Annotated in this window: 17 protein-coding genes; 8 read left to right on the plus strand and 9 right to left on the minus strand. The window is 71.6% G+C overall.

Features of this window, described 5'->3' with window-relative positions:
• Nucleotides 1-38 precede the first annotated feature (38 nt).
• Nucleotides 39-893 (plus strand): aldo/keto reductase, encoded by an 855-nt coding sequence (locus ACYVP9_RS13155; RefSeq protein ID WP_460605324.1) that lies wholly within the window; start codon nt 39-41, stop codon nt 891-893.
• 59 nt (nt 894-952) lie between these two features.
• Here the strand turns inward: ACYVP9_RS13155 and ACYVP9_RS13160 are convergent, their stop codons facing one another.
• The 3 genes from ACYVP9_RS13160 to ACYVP9_RS13170 all read right to left on the minus strand — a co-directional run bounded on the left by ACYVP9_RS13160 (nt 953) and on the right by ACYVP9_RS13170 (nt 4,084).
• Nucleotides 953-1,633, minus strand: a complete 681-nt coding sequence (locus ACYVP9_RS13160) for an MBL fold metallo-hydrolase (protein ID WP_460605325.1) — start codon at nt 1,631-1,633, stop codon at nt 953-955.
• Nucleotides 1,633-2,733: an S-(hydroxymethyl)mycothiol dehydrogenase gene (locus tag ACYVP9_RS13165; RefSeq protein ID WP_460605326.1), complete on the minus strand. Its 1,101-nt coding sequence runs from the start codon at nt 2,731-2,733 to the stop codon at nt 1,633-1,635. The genes ACYVP9_RS13160 and ACYVP9_RS13165 overlap by 1 nt, the downstream gene beginning before the upstream one ends.
• A 76-nt stretch (nt 2,734-2,809) precedes the next feature.
• Entirely contained in the window at nt 2,810-4,084 is a 1,275-nt protein-coding gene (locus ACYVP9_RS13170) for an esterase/lipase family protein (RefSeq protein ID WP_460605327.1), read from the minus strand.
• A gap of 126 nt (nt 4,085-4,210) precedes the next feature.
• On the opposite strand from ACYVP9_RS13170, the gene ACYVP9_RS13175 reads away from it, so the two are divergent.
• Complete coding sequence (locus tag ACYVP9_RS13175) at nt 4,211-5,659, plus strand: NAD-dependent succinate-semialdehyde dehydrogenase (RefSeq protein ID WP_460605328.1); 1,449 nt, start codon at nt 4,211-4,213, stop codon at nt 5,657-5,659.
• A gap of 25 nt (nt 5,660-5,684) precedes the next feature.
• On the opposite strand, the gene ACYVP9_RS13180 is transcribed toward ACYVP9_RS13175, so the two are convergent.
• On the minus strand, nt 5,685-6,416 hold the full coding sequence (locus ACYVP9_RS13180) for an IclR family transcriptional regulator (RefSeq protein WP_460605329.1): 732 nt from the start codon (nt 6,414-6,416) through the stop codon (nt 5,685-5,687).
• Between the two features lie 49 nt (nt 6,417-6,465).
• Between ACYVP9_RS13180 and leuC the strand changes: the two genes are divergently transcribed.
• From leuC to ACYVP9_RS13195, 3 genes are all read left to right on the plus strand, one after another.
• Nucleotides 6,466-7,878 (plus strand): 3-isopropylmalate dehydratase large subunit, encoded by a 1,413-nt coding sequence (gene leuC, locus ACYVP9_RS13185; RefSeq protein ID WP_460605330.1) that lies wholly within the window; start codon nt 6,466-6,468, stop codon nt 7,876-7,878.
• Between the two features lie 12 nt (nt 7,879-7,890).
• On the plus strand, nt 7,891-8,484 hold the full coding sequence (leuD, locus tag ACYVP9_RS13190) for a 3-isopropylmalate dehydratase small subunit (protein WP_460605331.1): 594 nt from the start codon (nt 7,891-7,893) through the stop codon (nt 8,482-8,484).
• Between the two features lie 157 nt (nt 8,485-8,641).
• Nucleotides 8,642-9,562 (plus strand): HU family DNA-binding protein, encoded by a 921-nt coding sequence (locus ACYVP9_RS13195; protein ID WP_460605332.1) that lies wholly within the window; start codon nt 8,642-8,644, stop codon nt 9,560-9,562.
• Between the two features lie 71 nt (nt 9,563-9,633).
• On the opposite strand, the gene ACYVP9_RS13200 is transcribed toward ACYVP9_RS13195, so the two are convergent.
• From ACYVP9_RS13200 to cofC, 3 genes are read right to left on the minus strand one after another with little or no spacing between them, the layout of a single operon-like run.
• Nucleotides 9,634-10,530, minus strand: a complete 897-nt coding sequence (locus tag ACYVP9_RS13200; RefSeq protein WP_460605333.1) for an NUDIX hydrolase — start codon at nt 10,528-10,530, stop codon at nt 9,634-9,636.
• A gap of 4 nt (nt 10,531-10,534) precedes the next feature.
• The gene (locus tag ACYVP9_RS13205) at nt 10,535-12,667 is read right to left on the minus strand and encodes a polyphosphate kinase (RefSeq protein WP_460605334.1); all 2,133 of its coding nucleotides are present in this window, start codon (nt 12,665-12,667) and stop codon (nt 10,535-10,537) included.
• 52 nt (nt 12,668-12,719) lie between these two features.
• Nucleotides 12,720-13,355, minus strand: coding sequence for a 2-phospho-L-lactate guanylyltransferase (gene cofC / locus ACYVP9_RS13210; protein ID WP_460605335.1), 636 nt, complete (start codon nt 13,353-13,355; stop codon nt 12,720-12,722).
• A 119-nt stretch (nt 13,356-13,474) separates the two neighbouring features.
• On the opposite strand from cofC, the gene ACYVP9_RS13215 reads away from it, so the two are divergent.
• Genes ACYVP9_RS13215 through ACYVP9_RS13225 form a run of 3 tightly spaced genes read left to right on the plus strand, consistent with a single transcriptional unit; the run spans nt 13,475 to nt 16,434 of the window.
• The gene (locus ACYVP9_RS13215; RefSeq protein ID WP_460605336.1) at nt 13,475-14,284 is read left to right on the plus strand and encodes a lysophospholipid acyltransferase family protein; all 810 of its coding nucleotides are present in this window, start codon (nt 13,475-13,477) and stop codon (nt 14,282-14,284) included.
• Nucleotides 14,285-14,294: 10 nt separating this feature from the next.
• Nucleotides 14,295-15,296, plus strand: coding sequence for an NAD(P)H-dependent glycerol-3-phosphate dehydrogenase (locus ACYVP9_RS13220; protein WP_460605337.1), 1,002 nt, complete (start codon nt 14,295-14,297; stop codon nt 15,294-15,296).
• 37 nt (nt 15,297-15,333) lie between these two features.
• A complete protein-coding gene (locus ACYVP9_RS13225; protein WP_460605338.1) occupies nt 15,334-16,434 on the plus strand; it encodes a D-alanine--D-alanine ligase family protein in 1,101 nt (366 codons plus the stop codon).
• On the opposite strand, the gene ACYVP9_RS13230 is transcribed toward ACYVP9_RS13225, so the two are convergent.
• Nucleotides 16,411-16,788, minus strand: coding sequence for a DUF3037 domain-containing protein (locus ACYVP9_RS13230; protein WP_460605339.1), 378 nt, complete (start codon nt 16,786-16,788; stop codon nt 16,411-16,413). The genes ACYVP9_RS13225 and ACYVP9_RS13230 overlap by 24 nt on opposite strands.
• Nucleotides 16,785-17,597, minus strand: coding sequence for a HipA family kinase (locus ACYVP9_RS13235; RefSeq protein WP_460605531.1), 813 nt, complete (start codon nt 17,595-17,597; stop codon nt 16,785-16,787). The genes ACYVP9_RS13230 and ACYVP9_RS13235 overlap by 4 nt, the downstream gene beginning before the upstream one ends.
• Nucleotides 17,598-17,609 lie beyond the last annotated feature (12 nt).

Here is a 17,609-nt window from a genome sequence, read left to right on the forward strand (position 1 = left end):
GGGTAGGCCGTCGGACGACGACACCACGAGGAGAGCGCATGACCACACCGATCAACCACGCGTCCGGCACCGTCGAGATCGGCGACCGGACGGTCCACCGGCTCGGTTTCGGCGCGATGCGCCTCACGGGCAAGGGCATCTGGGGCGAACCCGCCGACCGCGACGAGTGCGTACGCGTCGTGCGCCGCGCCGTCGAACTGGGTGTCGACTTCATCGACACCGCCGACTCCTACGGCCCGTACGTCAGCGAGGAGATCATCCGGGAGGCGTTGCACCCGTACCCCGACGAGGTCCTGGTCGCCACCAAGGCGGGCCTCGTCCGCCACGGTCCGGACATCTGGCTGCCGGTCGGACGCCCGGAGTACCTGCGCCAGGAGTGCGAGATGAGCCTGCGCCGGCTGGGGCTCGAGCGCATCGACCTGTTCCAGCTGCACCGCATCGACGAGAAGGTCCCGACGGCCGACCAGATCGGTGAACTCACGGCGCTGCAGGACGAGGGCAAGATCGGCGCGATCGGGCTGTCGGAGATCACCGTCGCGCAGCTGCGCGAGGCGCAGGAGATCGCGCAGATCGCGACCGTCCAGAACCTCTACAACCTCACGAACCGCAAGTCCGAGGACGTGCTCGACGAGTGCGAGCGCCTCGGCATCGGGTTCATCCCGTGGTTCCCGATCGCCGCCGGGGACCTCGCGAAGCCGGGCGGCCCGGTGGACGAGATCGCGCACGACCTCGGCGCGACGCACGCGCAGGTGGCGCTGGCGTGGTTGCTGGCCCGCTCGCCGGTGGTGCTGCCGATTCCCGGCACGTCGTCCGTCGGCCACCTCGAGGAGAACGTGGGCGCGGCGCAGGTGACGCTGAGCGACGAGCAGGTGGCGGCGCTGACGAACGCCTGAAGCGTGACGCGGCAGGGCCCCGACGACTCGTGTCGCCGGGGCCCTGCCGTCCGTCGTGATCAGTCGGAGTGGTCGTCCGAACCGGAGTCGTCGTTCGAACCCTTCTCGGACTCGCTCTCCGGCTTCGTCCACGAGTCGGCCTTGGCCGCTTCCGCGCCGATCGTGGTGTCGGGGCCGTGCCCGGTGTGGACCTCGGTGTCGTCGGGCAGCGGGAAGAGCCGCTCGCGGATGGACGACACGATGGTGTCGTAGTCGGAGAACGACCGCCCGGTCGCGCCCGGGCCGCCCTGGAACAGGGTGTCGCCGGTGAAGACCGCCTCGAGGTCGCGGACGTAGACGCTGCACCCGCCCGGGCTGTGGCCGGGCGTGTGGATGATCTCGAGATCGTGCTCGCCGATCGGGATGGCCTGGCCGTGCGCGAGCGGGAAGTACTCGGTGTCGGGGTAGGTCACCTTCCACAGCTCGTCGTCGTCGGGGTGCAGCCAGATGGGCGCCGCGAACCGCTCGGACAACTCCCTGGCGACGGTGACGTGGTCGTCGTGGGCGTGGGTGCACACGACGGCGGTCAGCGTGCGCTCGCCGACGAGCTCGACGATGGGCGCGGCGTCGTGGGGCGCGTCGATGACGACGCACGACTCGTCGTCACCGACCACCCACACGTTGTTCTCGACGTCGTAGGTGTTGCCGTCGAGGCTGAACGTGCCGGACGTCGTCGTGTGGTCGAGGCGCAGGTGCTTCATCAGAGCTGCACCACCGATCGCAGCACGAGTTCGTCCCCGCCGTGCATCTTGGCGAAGGCCGCCTCCACGTCGTCCAGGCCGATCGTCTCGGTGACGAACTTGTCCAAGGGGAACCGTCCCTGCTGGAAGAGGTCGATGAGCATGGGGAAGTCGCGGGAGGGAAGGCAGTCGCCGTACCAGGACGACTTGAGCGCGCCGCCGCGGCCGAAGACGTCGATCAGCGGGAGCTCGAGCGTCATCTCCGGGTTGGGGACGCCGACGAGGACGACGGTGCCGGCGAGGTCGCGGGCGTAGAACGCCTGCTTGTACGTCTCGGGACGGCCGACCGCCTCGACGACGACGTCGGCGCCGAAGCCGTCGGTGACGTCCTGGACCGCCTCGACCACAGCGTCCTGATCGAGGCCCTTGGTGTTGATCGTGTGCGTGGCGCCGAACTCCTTCGCGAGTTCGAGCTTCCGGTCGTCGACGTCCATCGCGATGATCTTCGCCGCGCCGACGACGCGGGCGCCGGCGATGGAGGCCATCCCCACGCCGCCGCAGCCGATGACCGCGATCGACTGACCGCGCTTGATCGCGCCGGTGTTGACGGCGGCGCCGACGCCGGCCATGACACCGCAGCCCAGCAGGCCGGCGGCCGCCGCGGGGGCGTCCGCGTCGACCTTCGTGCACTGGCCCGCCGCGACCAGCGTCTTCTCGGCGAACGCGCCGATGCCGAGGGCGGGGGAGAGCTCGGTGCCGTCCTCGAGGGTCATCTTCTGCGTGGCGTTGTGAGTGGCGAAGCAGTACTGCGGCTCGCCGCGTTTGCACGCCCGGCACTCGCCGCACACGGCCCGCCAGTTCAGGATCACGAAGTCGCCCGGCGCGACGTCGGTGACGCCCTCGCCGACCGCCTCGACGGTGCCGGCGGCCTCGTGCCCGAGCAGGAACGGGAAGTCGTCGTTGATGCCGCCCTCGCGGTAGTGCAGGTCGGTGTGGCAGACCCCGCACGCCTCGACCTTGACGAGCGCCTCGCCCGGGCCGGGGTCGGGGACGTTCACGGTCACGACCTCGACGGGCTGACCCTTGGCGCGGCTGATGACGCCGCGGACCTGATGGGGCATACGGATTCTTCTCCCGGGTGCTGGGGACGGATGTAGACCCTGTCCTACCGCACCCGGCGCCGTCTCACACAGCCGCTCAGCCCGCGGCGGGAAGCCGCCTGCTCTCCGGCACGACGACCGGCGTCGCCAACCACTCCCGCAACTTGGCGTAGACGGTCGCGTCGGCGAGCAGGTCGAAGTGGTGCTTGCCGCCACCGATGGTGTGGCTGTGATCGGGCGTGTGGTCGGCGAAGGCGATCGAGCGGACCTTCCCGATGCCGTGCGCGCTGCCGTGCTGCACGAGCAGGTCCATGGCCAACGGGCCGGTCGTGCCGCGGGTCAGCGTCGCCGACACCATCGAGTACGCCACGCCCGGGATCAGCAGTGCCGGGGTGACGTTGTCGGTCGCGTCGTCCGGGTCGAAGTCCAGCCAGTCGGCCTCGACCAGCGATCCGTGGCGCAGGTCCTTGATGCCGACGCTGCGCTGGTTCACGAAGCGGGCGAGCGGACGGGTCTCGGGCCAGCGCGCCAGCTTGGTCATGCCCCAGTTGGCCCAGCGTTCGAGCGGGGCGCCGAGGTGCGGGGTGCCGAGCCCGACGACGTGGCGCAGCACGGTCACCCAGTGCTGGCCGTCCGCGTGGCCCTGGTGGGCGGCGCTGCGCGCGACGAGCCCGCCCAGCGAGTGTCCGACGAGGGCGAGCTCGGTGACCTCGCACGGCCAGGTGGCGACGAGTTCGCCGAGCTGGTCGGCCAGCTCGCGGCCGTTCGCCGAGATGTGCAGGCCGGTGTTGAAGGTCAGGTAGAGCGGCGTCCACCCGTCGTCGCGCGCGAGCATCGAGCCGTACGTCGCGTCGCGGTCGCCCCACCGCTTCACGGCCGCGTACGACCAGCACCGGTCGGTCTCACAAAGGCCGTGGACGAACACCACGACACGTCCGGTCGCGCCCTGCTCGGCGGCGTCGTGCGCGACGTTGGCCGGGGTGCGACGCAGCGGGCCGTCGCCGAGCCGCAACCGCATCTCGGGCGCGAGGGCAGCTGTCTCGTCGGCCATGCGGTCGCCGACGAACCCGCCCACGGCGGCGATGACCGCCCGGCCGCGCGGGTCGTCGTGCACCGACGGCGCGGACGGGTCGTGCGCCGCGCCCGCGACGTACCCCAGGGCCGGGGGCAGGTACTTCACCCCGAGCTTCGTGCCGCCGTAGGCGAGGGCCGCGATGCCGTCGTGCGCCGCCTTCACCGCGGCGCCGGGACGCCCGGCGAGGCCGAACAGCCGCGCGGCGATCGCACCGTGCATGCCGCGGGCCACGTCGGTGACCTCCTCGAGCAGCGTGCCCGTGAACCGACCGGTGTCCCTGATCTCGTCGCCGCGCATTCCTGAACAGTGGACAACTGTGCACCGAAATGCAAGAGGCGACACGGAATGCGGGCGCCGGGGGACCCGTTACGTCCGTCCCCGCTGCCGGGCGCGACACTGGGACCGAGACGAGAGGCGGCACACATGAGCGGCGGACTTCCCGAGGGCACCCCCACCCAGCTCTACATCGGCGGCGACTGGCGCGACGGCGCGGAGGGCACGTTCGACGTGCTCGACCCGTCCACCGGGTCGGTGATCGCGGCCGTGGCCAAGGCGTCGTCCACCGACGTCGACGCGGCGATCGACGCCGCCGCGGCCGCGCAACCGCAGTGGGCCGCGAAGGCGCCGCGCGAACGCGGTGAAGTGCTGCGCAAGGCCTTCGAGCTGATGGTCGCGCGCTCGGACGAGCTCGCGTACCTGATGTCGCTCGAGATGGGCAAGTCGCTGACGGACGCCCGCGGCGAGGTCACCTACGCCGCGGAGTTCTTCCGCTGGTACTCCGAGGAGGCCGTCCGCGTCGGCGGCGAGGTGCGCATGGCGCCGTCCGGTGCCAACCGCATCCTGACCTTCAAGAAGCCGATCGGCGTGGCTCTGTTGCTGACGCCGTGGAACTTCCCCGCCGCGATGGCGACCCGCAAGCTCGGCCCGGCCCTCGCCGCCGGCTGCACCGTCGTCCTCAAGCCCGCCGAGGACACCCCGCTCACCGCGCTCGCCCTCGCGCAGCTGCTGACGGACGCGGGCGCTCCCGCCGGCGTGGTCAACGTCGTCACGCACGACAAGCCGGGCCCGCTCGTCGAGCACGCGCTGGCCGACCCGCGCGTGCGCAAGATGTCGTTCACCGGCTCGACCGGTGTCGGGGCGCTGCTGCTGCGCCAGGCTGCCGACCGCATCGTCGACTCCTCGATGGAACTCGGCGGCAACGCCCCGTTCCTCGTGTTCGAGGACGCCGACCTCGACGCCGCCGTCGAGGGCGCCATGCTCGCGAAGATGCGCAACGGCGGCCAGGCCTGCACCGCCGCGAACCGCATCCTGGTCGCCGAGTCGGTCGCGACCGAGTTCGCCGACAAGCTGACGGCGAAGATGGCCGAACTCGGACACGGCCCCGGCACGGACGAGAAGACCAAGCTCGGGCCGATGGTCAACGCCAAGCAGCGTGACGGCATCGCCGCCAAGGTGCAGCAGGCGGTCGACGCCGGCGCCACGGTGCTGCTCGGCGGTCGCGCGCCCGAGGAGGACGGGTTCTTCTACGAGGCGACCGTGCTCACCGACGTGCCGCGCGACGCCGTGGTCGCGACCGAGGAGGTCTTCGGGCCGGTCGCGTCCCTCATCACGTTCACCGACGAGGACGACGCGGTCACGTACGCGAACTCGACCGAGATGGGGCTGACCGGGTACGTCTACACCGGCGACCTCGCTCGCGGGCTGCGGGTCTCGGAGCGGCTCGAGGTCGGCATGGTCGGGCTCAACCGCGGCCTGGTGTCCGACCCGGCCGCGCCGTTCGGCGGCATGAAGCAGTCGGGTCTCGGCCGTGAGGGCGGGTTCGAGGGCATCGACGAGTACCTCGAGACCACCTACGTCGCCACCAACTGGTAGCCGCGTTCCCGGGTGGGGGAAGGCGTCAGGTGGGTGTGCGCAGCGACTCGGTGAGGCGGCGCGCACCGGCCACGAGCAGGGGGCCGAGGCGCTGGCCGGGGGAGCGGCCGAGCCGTTCGATGGGCCCCGACACCGACAGCGCGCCCAGCAGCTCGCCCTCGGGCGAGAACACCGGCGCCGACACGGACGCCACTCCCGCCTCGCGCTGGCCGATCGACTGCGCCCACCCGCGGCGGCGTAACTCCGCGAGGCCGCGGGGCGTGAACGACACCCGCTCGGCGACGTCCCGCAACGACGCCGGGTCGCTCCAGGCGCACAGCACCTGCGCGCCGGAGCCCGCCGACAGTGGCAACCGGGCGCCGACGGGGACGGTCGTGCGCAGGCCGTGGGCGCGCTCGGCAGCCGCCACGCACACCCGCTCGGCACCGTCGCGCCGGTAGAGTTGGGCGCTCTCGCCGCTCTCGTCGCGCAACCACGCCAGCACCGGCGACGCCGCCGAGACGACCGGGTCGGGAAGGCCCGCCGCGAACTCGCCGACGCGCGCTCCCGGGACGAACCGTCCGTCCGGGTCGCGGGCGATCAGTCGGTGCACCTCGAGGGCGACCGCGAGGCGGTGGGCGGTGGCGCGGGGGAGCCCGGTCGCGGCCACCAGATCGGCGAGCGACCGCGGCGCTTCGGCCACCGCGGCGAGGATGGCGACCGCCTTGTCGACGACACCGATACCGCTCTGCGGCTGCTCGCTGTTAGGCTGTCCCACACAGCGATACTAAGGTCTCACATGTTGGGACCGCAAACGTGGAGGCGTGATGGGCAGGACGCTCGCGGAGAAGGTCTGGGACAGCCACGTGGTGCGCTCGGCGGCCGGCGAACCCGACCTGCTCTACATCGACATGCACCTGGTGCACGAGGTCACGAGCCCGCAGGCGTTCGAAGGCCTCCGGCTCGAGGGGCGACCGGTGCGTCGTCCCGACCTGACCCTCGCCACCGAGGACCACAACACCCCGACCGACTACACCCTCCCGCTCGTCGGCACGTCGTCGATCAAGGACGACACGAGCCGCACGCAGATCGAGACGCTGCGCAGCAACTGCGAGGAGTTCGGCGTCCGCATCTACCCGATGGGCCACGACGAGCAGGGCATCGTGCACGTCGTCGGACCCCAGCTGGGCATCACCCAGCCGGGCATGACGTTGGTCTGCGGCGACTCCCACACGTCGACGCACGGCGCATTCGGCTCGATCGCGTTCGGCATCGGCACCAGCCAGGTCGAACACGTGCTCGCGACGCAGACGCTGCCCATGGACCGTCCGAGGACGATGGCGGTGACGGTGAACGGCACGCTCGCCGAGGGTGTCACCCCCAAAGACGTGATCCTGGCCGTCATCGCGAAGACGGGAACCGGTGGCGGTCAGGGCTACATGGTCGAGTACCGCGGCGACGTCTTCGAGGCCATGACGATGGAAGGCCGCATGACGGTCTGCAACATGAGCATCGAGTGGGGCGCGCGCTGCGGCATGATCGCGCCCGACGACACCACGTTCGAGTACGTCAAGGGACGCGACCACGCGCCGAAGGGCGACGACTGGGACGCCGCGGTGGAGTACTGGCGCAGCCTGCGCACCGACGACGACGCCGAGTTCGACGCCGAGGTCGTGCTCGACGCCGGCGACATCACGCCGTTCGTCACCTGGGGCACCAACCCGGGCCAGGGTGCGCCGTTGTCGGCGACCGTTCCCGACCCGTCCGACTTCGAGGACGACGGCGACCGGCTGGCCGCCGAGAAGGCGCTGTCGTACATGGGGTTGACCGCCGGCACCCCGCTGCGCGACATCGCCGTCGACACCGTCTTCGTGGGCTCGTGCACCAACGGCCGCATCGAGGATTTGCGCGCCGCGGCGAAAATCCTCGAGGGCCGCAAGGTCGCCGAGGGCGTCCGCGTGCTCGTGGTTCCCGGTTCGATGCGGGTGCGCAAGCAGGCCGAGCAGGAGGGTCTCGACCGCATCTTCACCGAAGCGGGCGCCGACTGGCGCCAGGCCGGCTGCTCGATGTGCCTCGGCATGAACCCCGACCAGCTGGCACCGGGCGAGCGCAGCGCGTCGACGTCGAACCGCAACTTCGAGGGCCGGCAGGGCAAGGGCGGCCGCACCCACCTGGTCTCGCCGCTCGTCGCGGCGGCGACCGCCGTCACCGGCCGTCTCACCGCACCCGCGGACCTGTAGGAGGAGCGCGACATGGACAAGTTCACGAGCCACACCGGCACCGCCGTCCCGCTGCGCCGCACCAACGTCGACACCGACCAGATCATCCCGGCGGTGTACCTCAAGCGGGTGGCGCGCACCGGCTTCGAGGACGGCCTGTTCAGCGCCTGGCGCACCAACGAGCCCGACTTCGTGCTCAACCGTCCGGAGTACGAGGGCGCCACGATCCTCGTGGCCGGACCGGACTTCGGCACCGGCAGCTCGCGCGAGCACGCCGTGTGGGCGCTGACCGACTACGGCTTCAAGGTGGTCATCTCGCCGCGCTTCGCCGACATCTTCCGCGGCAACTCGCTGAAGTCCGGGCTGCTCACCGTGCAGCTGCCGGAGAAGATCGTGCAGCGGTTGTGGGACGACATCGAGGCCGACCCGACCACGCAGGTCACCGTCGATCTGCAGGAGCGCACGGTCAGCTGGTCGGGTGAGTTGCACGAGTTCCAACTCGACGACTACTCGCGATGGCGTCTGCTCGAGGGCCTCGACGACATCGGCCTGACCTCGCAACACGTCGACGCGATCGAGGCGTTCGAGGCACGTCGAGCGTCCTGGTTGCCCACCGCAACGGGCTGATCGACCGTCCCGACGGAGATCTCGAGCATTTTTTCGGCGCGACACAGGCTGTTTGCGTTGGCACGAACGCGCATACGGAATAGCGTGATCCTGCGTCAACAGTTGTCGTTGCGCCGCAGGCGTGCAGCGCGTTTTGCGAGAGGTCCCTGGAGGACGAGTGCCCAACAAGGCTCAATTCATCGATCAGCTCGCCGAGCGACTCGATGGTGACAAGAAGCGTGCGGCCGCCGCCCTCGACGCGGTGATCGACAGCGTCTACGCCGTCATCGCCCGCGGCGAGGAGGTCGCGATCAGCGGCTTCGGCAAGTTCGAGCGGCGCGACCGCGCCGCCCGCACCGCGCGCAACCCCGCCACCGGCGAGCAGGTCAGCGTCGCGGCGTCGCGCGTCCCGGTGTTCCGTCCGGGCAGCGAGTTCAAGCAGGTCGCCGCCGGCGCGTCCGACGTCATGCGCGAGCGCGCCGAGCGCACGCAGGCAGCGGTCGCCCGGGCCCGCGAGTCGGTGCGCGAGGCCCCGGCCCGCGCCGCGTCCGCCGTCCAGGGAGCGCAGTCGGCGCTCCACCAGACGCAGGAGCGCGTGTCCGACGCCGTGTCCGACGCCAGGGACGCCGTCTCCGAGGCCGTCGACGCGGTCAAGGGGGCGCCGGGCACGATCGCCAAGGCGGCCCGCAAGGCCGCCAAGAAGAGCCCGGCGAAGAAGGCCACCCCGGCGAAGAAGGCGCTGCAGCGCGCGGCCTCCGCCGCCAAGGCGCCGGCGAAGACGGCGAAGAAGACCGCCGCCACCGCGAAGAAGACCGCGGCCAAGAAGACGACCGCGGCGAAGAAGACCGCGGCCAAGCAGGCGACCGCGGCGAAGAAGACCGCCGCGAAGAAGGCGCCCGCCACCAGGACGGCGGCGAAGAAGGCCCCCGCGAAGAAGGCGGCGGCGAAGAAGGCTCCGGCCACCAAGGCGGCCGCGAAGAAGGCCCCCGCGAAGAAGGCGGCGGCCAAGGCCCCGGCGAAGAAGGCGGCGGCCAAGAAGGCCCCCGCCAAGAAGGTGGCCAAGAAGACCGCGAAGAAGGCGCCCGCGAAGCGCTCGTAGTCCTCGCATTACGAAGGGCGCCCCACCGTGAGGTGGGGCGCCCTTCGTCGTGCTCGGGCCGCACGCTCGCTCTACGCTCGGCCTGCGTCCGGGTAGTAGTCGGCGCTGATGACGGTGCCGTCGACGACGCCCAGCACCCACACCGCTCCCTTCTTCGTGGCGGCGGGTGCCGAAGCAGGATGCAGCGCCGACACCAGACCCGGAATGGTCGTGCCCTGGCTGGCGACGACGGCCGTCCGACCGGGTACTGCCAGCGCGAGCAGCCCCGCCTCGGCCTCGGCCGGGGCGGTCACGTAGTCGTCGTCCGAGAACCGCGGGTCGACGACGACCTCCAGCCCGAGGCGGCGCGCCAAGGGGGTGACCGTCTGCACGCACCGCACCGGTGCTGCGGAGACGATGCGGTCGGGAGCGAATGCCGAGACGAAGGCGACGAGACGGTCGGCCTGCGCGACGCCGGTTGCGTCGAGCGGACGCTGCGCGTCGTCGCCGTGCCACTCGCTGCGCTTGCCCGCCTTGGCATGCCGCACGACCACGACGTGCGACTCGGGCAGCGGCAACGCGCCGAACTCGTCGAGCACCTCGCGTTCGACGTCGTGGCTCAGCCGGGCGGCAGCGTCCTCGGGCGGTAGCCACGCCACCTCGTCCACCTCGTCGTTGGGTACGAATTCGCCGCCGACGTAACGCATCAGCCAGAACGCGACCGTCTTGTCGACCGCCTCGTCGCCCGTGCCGTAGCGGTAGGCGATGCGCCGCAGCCGGCGTGACATCGCGACGGTCGCGCCGAGTTCCTCGCCCACCTCACGGACGGCCGCGTCGAACTCCGACTCCCGCTTCTCGAGCTTGCCCTTCGGCAGGGACCAGTCGTCGTAGCGCGGACGGTGCACCAGCGCGACCTCGATCCGGCGGGCGCCGCCGTCCGACTTCCCGACGCGCCAGACGACGCCGCCCGCGGCCCTCACCCTGGGCACGCGGTCACTCACCCCGCGCGGCGAGCCGCTTCATCAACAACTCCTGGAAGTCGTGGTGCGCGTCGCTCGGCTGCGACCAGGTGCCGTCGGCCTGCAGCGTCCACGCCTTGGTGTCGGCGTCGAAGGCGGCGTCCAGACACGTCTGCAGATGCGCCACGGCCGCCTTGTCGGTGACCTGCACGAGCACTTCGACGCGACGGTCGAGGTTGCGGTGCATCATGTCGGCCGAGCCCATCCAGTACTCCGGCACGCCGTCGCCGCCGAACTGGTAGACGCGCGAGTGCTCGAGGAACCGTCCGAGGATCGAACGCACGACGATGTTGTCGGACAACCCCGGCACCCCGGCGCGGATCGTGCAGAACGTGCGTACCAGCAGTTCGACACGCACCCCGGCACGGGCAGCGCGGTAGAGGGCGTCGATGGTCTGCTCGTCGACCAGGTGGTTGGTCTTGAAGCGGATCAGCGCGTCCTTGCCCTGCTGCGCGTACTCGATCTCGCGCTCGATGCGGTCGATGAGTCCGGCGCGGATGCCCTGCGGCGCGACGAGCAGCGAGCGGTACGACGTCTGACGCGAGTACCCGGTGAGCACGTTGAACAGGTCGGTCAGGTCGGCGCAGATGTCCTCGTCGGCGGTGAACAGCCCGAGGTCCTCGTACATGCGCGCCGTCTTCGGGTTGTAGTTGCCCGTGCCGACGTGCGCGTAGCGCTTGATCTGGTTGCCCTCCTGCCTCACCACGAGCGCGGTCTTGCAGTGGGTCTTGAGGCCGACGAACCCGTAGACGACGTGGCAGCCGGCACGCTCCAGTGCCCGCGCCCATTTGATGTTGGCCTGTTCGTCGAAGCGCGCCTTGATCTCGACGAGCGCCACCACCTGCTTGCCCGCCTCGGCGGCGTCGATGAGCGCGTCGACGATCGGTGAGTCACCGGAGGTGCGGTACAGCGTCTGCTTGATGGCGAGCACCCGCGGGTCGGCGGCCGCCTGCTCGATGAAGCGCTGCGTGCTCGTGGCGAACGACTCGTAGGGGTGGTGCACGAGCACGTCCCCGTCGCGAAGCGTGGCGAAGACCGACTTCGGCGTCTCGCCCTCGGCGAAGCGGGGGTTGGTGGTGGGGACGAACGGCCGTTCCTTCAGCGCGGGCCGGTCGATGTCGTAGACCTGGAACAGCGATCCGAGGTCCAGCAGCCCCGGTACCCGGATGATGTCGTCCTTGTCGACGTCGATCTCGCTGGCGAGCAGCTCGACGACCTCGTCGTCGATGTCGTCGGTGACCTCGAGACGGACGGCCGGGCCGAACCGGCGGCGCATCAGCTCGCGCTCGAGGGCCTGCAGGAGGTCCTCGTCGCGGTCCTCCTCGACCTGGAAGTCGGCGTTGCGGGTGACCCGGAAGACGTGGTGCTCGACGACGTCCATGCCGGGGAACAGTGTCGGCAGGTGCGCGGCGATGAGGTCCTCGAGCGGCAGGAACTCGGCCTCGACCGAGCTCTGCGAGACGACCACGAACCGCGGCACGTTGTTGGGCACCTTGACGCGCGCGAAGCGCTGCACCTTCTCGTCCGGCTCGCGCACGATCACCGCGAGGTTCAGCGACAGGCCGGAGATGTACGGGAACGGGTGCGACGGGTCGACGGCCAGCGGCGTCAGCACCGGGAACACCTTCGACTGGAAGTAGTCGGCCAGCCGACGGCGCTCCTCGTCGTCCAGGTCGTCCCAGCGCCGGATGTGGATGCCCTCGCCCTCGAGCGCGGGCGCGACGTCGTCGCGGAAGCACAGCGCGTGCCGTTCGACCAGCTCACGGGTGCGCTCGGCCAGCTGCGCGAGCACCTCGCGCGGCGAGAGGCCGTCGGCCGACTGCACCTGCAGGCCCATGTCGGCACGACGCTTCAACCCGGCGATGCGCACCATGTAGAACTCGTCGAGGTTGTTGGCGAAGATCGCGAGGAACTTCAACCGCTCGAGCAGCGGCTGCGACCTGTCCTCGGCCAGGGCCAGCACGCGGCGGTTGAACGCCAGCCACGACAGCTCCCGGTTGCTGAAGCGGTCGTCGGGCAGGTCGTCGACGTGGCCGACCGTCTCGTCGAGGTCACCGCCGGGGACGGCGTCGGTCGGGTCGAGGGCGGTGGCGGAATCGGTGCTCACGCGGACATCTCCACTGGGTTGCCGGCCGGGCCGGCGGTGGGGTGGTGCTGGGTCATTCGCGCATCATGCCTACGCAGGATGAACGGTTGGCGACGCGCAGGGAATGCACCGCCGCGGTGGCCGGGCCGACGCCGAGGTCGGACACGGCGCGCTCGAGATCGCCGGGCTCGTCGACGTCGAGACGCAGGCCGGGCGCTGCGGGCAGCGCTCTCGCCACCACGGCGTGGCGCGCGGCCGACCCGGCACCGAAGCGCGGGTCCAGCTCGTGTCCGGGGACGGCGGTGAGCAGGGTGGTGCCGGTGCCCTGGGCGTCCGCCACGTAGCCCGAGGCGATGCGGGCCGCAGCGTCGAGCGCGTCGGCCAGGTCGTCGGGCCGCAACGCCGGCAGGTCGCCCAGGAGCGCGGCGACCCCGTCGTCCGGCCACCGTTGCACGGCGTGCTCGGCGGCCTCCCGCAGCGCCTCGTTCAGGCCGGGCCGCGTCTGGACGATCACGTCCGGTGCCGGCTCGCCCCGGTCGGTGACCAGCAGCACGCGGGCGACGCCCCGCGCGGCCCGCGCGGCGGCGATGGTGTCGGATCTGATGGCCCGGACGAGGCGGGCGTGGGCCTCGGGACCGTCGGTGGCGCCCAGCAGGCGTGACTTGGCGGCGGGCAGCGACTTGGCCGGGATGACCACGGTCCATCGCATGGTTACGAGCTTACGGACGCCGATACGGCAGACTGACACGCCGAGCGGTGCGGCCGCTCGCCGTGGCCAGGCGGGCGCGGCAGGTGCGTCGGTGGCGGCGGAGGGCGAGGGGACGGTCGGTGGCAAGGCTGAAGAAGCTGCGCAGGCCCGGCTACGGCGAGCCGATGGGTCCGGGCTGGCGCTTCGTGTGGCTCGTTCTCTACTACCCGGTCTCGGCGCTGGTCCGGGTGCGGTACCGCCACATCGAGCGCATCCCGCAGCGGGGCGCCGCGATCATCGTGGTGAACCACGTGTCGCACCTCGATCCGTTCCTCGTGTCCAAGTTCGTCCTCGACGCCGCGCGCACGCCGCGCTTCCTCGCCAAGGACTCGATCTTCGAGGTCCCCGCCGTCGGCTGGGGCATGCGCATCATGGGCCACATCCCCGTGCACCGCGGCAGCACCGATGCCCGCCAGTCGCTCGCGTCCGCCGTCGCCGCGCTGCAGGAGGGACGCATCCTCGTGCTGCACCCCGAGGGCACCGTCACCCGCGACCCGGACGGTTGGCCCATGAACGCCAAGACCGGCGCGGCGCGGCTGGCCACCCTCGTGCCCGACGTGCCCGTGATCCCGGTCGTGCAGTGGGGCGTGCAGGAGCAGTTCGACCTGTACCGCAAGCGGGTCAAGCTGGTGCCGCGTCCCAAGCACGTGCTGTCGGCCGGCGAACCGATCGACCTGTCCGCGTACCGCGACCGCGAGGTCACCGTCCGCCTGCTGCACGAGATGACCGACACGATCGTGCGGCGGCTGCGCGACGACGTCGCCGAACTGCGCGGCGTGCCTGCCCCGACCGGGGCGTTGTTCAGCTGGAAACGCGGCGATCCCGACCCGCGACTGCCCGAGGGCGGTACGTCCGCCAAGAAGGCGAAGCGCACCGGCGACGCCGCGTGAGCGCGCCGGCATGAGCCGCGCCGCCGTGATGGGCGCGGGCTCCTGGGGAACTGCGTTCGCGAAGGTGCTGGTCGACGCCGGCAACGAGGTCACCATGTGGGCGCGGCGTCCCGAGCTGGCCGAACGCATCACCGCCGAGCACCGCAACGACGACTACCTGCCCGGCATCGAGCTGCCGGCCTCGCTGCGGGCCACCCACGACGACGCGGCCGCCCTCGAGGGCGCCGACCTGGTCGCGATCGCGCTGCCGTCGCAGACGCTGCGCGAGAACCTCGCCGTCTGGCGCGCGCACCTGCCCGCCGACGCCACCCTCGTCAGCCTGATGAAGGGTGTCGAGCTGGGCACCACGAAGCGCATGAGCGAGGTGATCGGCGAGGTCGCCGGGGCACCGTCCGACCGCATCGCCGTCGTCAGCGGACCCAACCTGGCGCTCGAGATCGCGCAGCGGCATCCCACCGCGACGGTGGTCGCCTGCGCGGACGAGCAGCGGGCCGCCGAGGTGCAGCGGCGATGCTCGACGCCCTACTTCCGTCCGTACACCAACACCGACGTCGTCGGCTGCGAACTCGGCGGGGCGGTCAAGAACGTCATCGCTCTCGCGTGCGGCATCGCGCAGGGCATGCGCTTCGGCGACAACACGCTGGCCACGATCATCACGCGCGGTCTGGCCGAGACGGCGCGGCTCGGGGTGAGGTTGGGCGCCGACCCGTTGACGTTCGCCGGGCTCGCCGGGCTCGGCGACCTCGTCGCCACCTGCAACTCGCCGCTGTCGCGCAACCGCACGTTCGGCGAGCGGCTCGGTCGCGGCGAGAGCTTCGAGCAGGCGCAGGAGGCCACCCACGGCCAGGTCGCCGAAGGTGTGAAGTCGTGCCGTTCGGTGCTCGAGCTCGCGCGGCAGCACGACATCGACGTGCCAATCACGGCGGCGGTCGAGGCGGTGTGCTTCGGGCGGCTGCCGCTGTCCGAGGTCATGGAGCTGCTGATGACGCGCGCCATGAAGTCCGAGCAATGAGATCGGGGTGACGACGCCGGTCCCGTAGGGTCGCGGCGTGCTCGACTCGAACACCGGACGGATCCGCGTCGCCGTCGTCTACGGCGGCCGCAGCAGCGAGCACGGCGTGTCGGTGGTGTCGGCCGGCAGCGTGCTCGGCGCGCTCGACCCCGACCGCTACGACGTCGTGCCGGTCGGCATCTCCCCGGACGGACGCTGGCTGCTCACCGAGGCGTCCGCCGAGACGCTCGCCATCACCGGACGGACGCTGCCCGAGGTCGAGAAGGGCACCGCGCTAGTGCTCGACCCGTCCTCGTCGCAGCTGGTGACCCTCGAGCCGGGTGCCGCCGTCGACGTGCTCGGGTCGGTCGACGTCGTCTTCCCCGTCCTGCACGGGCGCTTCGGCGAGGACGGCACCATCCAGGGCCTGCTCGAGCTCGCCGGCGTGCCGTACGTCGGCGCCGGCGTGTTCGCCAGCGCGGCGGGCATGGACAAGGAGTACACCAAGATCCTGCTGCGGGCGGCCGGCCTCGACGTCGGCGAGTTCGCCGTGCTGCGCAGGGGACGTCCGTGGTCGGCCGTCGACCTGCACCACCTCGGTCTGCCCGTCTTCGTCAAGCCGGCCCGCGCCGGTTCGAGCGTCGGCATCACCCGGGTCGACGACTGGTCGCAGCTCGACGACGCCGTCGCCACCGCCTTCGAGCACGACAGCAAGGTGCTCGTCGAGGCGGCCGTCACCGGACGCGAGGTCGAGTGCGGCGTGCTCGAGGACGAGACCGGTGAGCCCCGCGCCAGCGTCGTCGCCGAGATCCGGTTGCGCGAGGGCCACGACTGGTACGACTTCGCCGCCAAGTACCTCGACGACGCCTGCGACTTCGACGTGCCGGCGCACCTGTCGGACGACGTCACGCAGCGCATCCAGGACGCCGCGTGCCGCGCGTTCACCGCGCTCGACTGCGCCGGCCTGGCCCGCGTCGACTTCTTCGTCGCGGCCGACGACCGGGTCGTGCTGAACGAGATCAACACGATGCCGGGGTTCACGCCGATCTCGATGTTCCCGCGCATGTGGGCGGCCACGGGCGTCGACTACCCCGAGCTCGTCGACCGGCTGATCGCCGCGGCGCTGCGGCGGTCCTCAGCGCACCAGGGCGTGGAATAGCCGGTCGGTCTCGGCGGCGGGGTCGTCCGTCAGACCGGTGTGGACGGGCCCCGGCTGTACGACGGTGCTGCGCGGGGCGGTGAGCCAGCGGAAGCGCCGTCCGATCTGCTCGCGGGCGGCGGGGGAGTCGCTCCAGCCGTTGCAGGTCGCCTTGTAGGTCTCGAGCACGGCCCCGATGTCGTCGGCTCGGGCGGACGGGTCGAGAGCGTGCAACCGGTCGGCGTCGAGGTGCACGGCGGCGGCGAGGAACTCGCGCTCGCGACAGTAGACGACGACGCCCGCGTTGATGAACTCGCCGCGTTCGACGCGGGGGACCACGCGCAGCACCGCGTACTCGAACGGCACGCGGGTCACGACAGCCACCGGGGCCGGTTCGTGTGCTTCGGAAGGCGCGTCGCGCCGGCGGCGACCGCCGTGCGCACGCCGGGCAGCCAGGCATCCTGCGCGGCGGCGCGGCGCAGCAGCACGTCGGCGTAGGCATCACGGACGGCGGCGGGGGAGTCGAAGCCGGGTTCGTCCGCCAGCCACTCGTCCGGGACGAGCGCGGTCACGCCGGCGAGCAGGTCGTGGGTGACCAGCGGGGCGAGGTCGGCGGCGTCCAGGTCGGGGTGCGCGCCGAGCAGGGCGTGCTCGCCGGCGTCGTAGGTGCGCTCGACCGCGGCGTCCGCCCCGGACCACCGGTGGTGGAACGTCAGCGCGGCGCCGTGGTCGATCAGGTACGGCGCCCCGTGCCAGAACAGCATGTTGGGGTTGCGCCACGAGCGGTCGACGTTGCCGATCCACGCGTCGAACCACAGCACGCGTCCGGCGAGCACGGGGTCGACGTCGAAGGCGCGCACGTCCAGGTCGAGCGCGCCGGGCAGGAAGTCGATGCCGAGGTTGCGCCCGCCGCTGCGGCGCAGCAGCTCCTGGACCTCCTCGTCGGGCTCGTTCGCCGCCAGCGCCGTATCGAGCTCGACGGTGACGATGCGGGGGACGGGCAGCCCGAGCGCCCGCGCGAGCTCACCGGCGACGACCTCGGCCACCAGCGCCTTGCGACCCTGCCCGGCGGCGACGTACTTGACGACGTAGGTACCGAGGTCGTCGGCTTCCATGAGCCCGGGCAGCGACCCGCCCTCGCGCAGCGGGGTCACGTAGCGGACGGCGGACACCGCCTCGAGCAGCGCGGGAACGGG

The sequence above is a fragment of the Jatrophihabitans fulvus genome, from assembly GCF_054781375.1.

What these genes read in the sequence shown, in the direction of transcription:
- leuD (WP_460605331.1), top strand. Translation starts at nt 7,891, where the DNA reads ATGGACAAGTTCACGAGCCACACCGGCACCGCCGTCCCGCTGCGCCGC.
- ACYVP9_RS13175 (WP_460605328.1), top strand. Translation starts at nt 4,211, where the DNA reads ATGAGCGGCGGACTTCCCGAGGGCACCCCCACCCAGCTCTACATCGGC.
- leuC (WP_460605330.1), top strand. Translation starts at nt 6,466, where the DNA reads ATGGGCAGGACGCTCGCGGAGAAGGTCTGGGACAGCCACGTGGTGCGC.
- ACYVP9_RS13220 (WP_460605337.1), top strand. Translation starts at nt 14,295, where the DNA reads ATGAGCCGCGCCGCCGTGATGGGCGCGGGCTCCTGGGGAACTGCGTTC.
- ACYVP9_RS13170 (WP_460605327.1), bottom strand. Translation starts at nt 4,084, where the DNA reads ATGCGCGGCGACGAGATCAGGGACACCGGTCGGTTCACGGGCACGCTG.
- ACYVP9_RS13160 (WP_460605325.1), bottom strand. Translation starts at nt 1,633, where the DNA reads ATGAAGCACCTGCGCCTCGACCACACGACGACGTCCGGCACGTTCAGC.
- cofC (WP_460605335.1), bottom strand. Translation starts at nt 13,355, where the DNA reads ATGCGATGGACCGTGGTCATCCCGGCCAAGTCGCTGCCCGCCGCCAAG.
- ACYVP9_RS13165 (WP_460605326.1), bottom strand. Translation starts at nt 2,733, where the DNA reads ATGCCCCATCAGGTCCGCGGCGTCATCAGCCGCGCCAAGGGTCAGCCC.
- ACYVP9_RS13155 (WP_460605324.1), top strand. Translation starts at nt 39, where the DNA reads ATGACCACACCGATCAACCACGCGTCCGGCACCGTCGAGATCGGCGAC.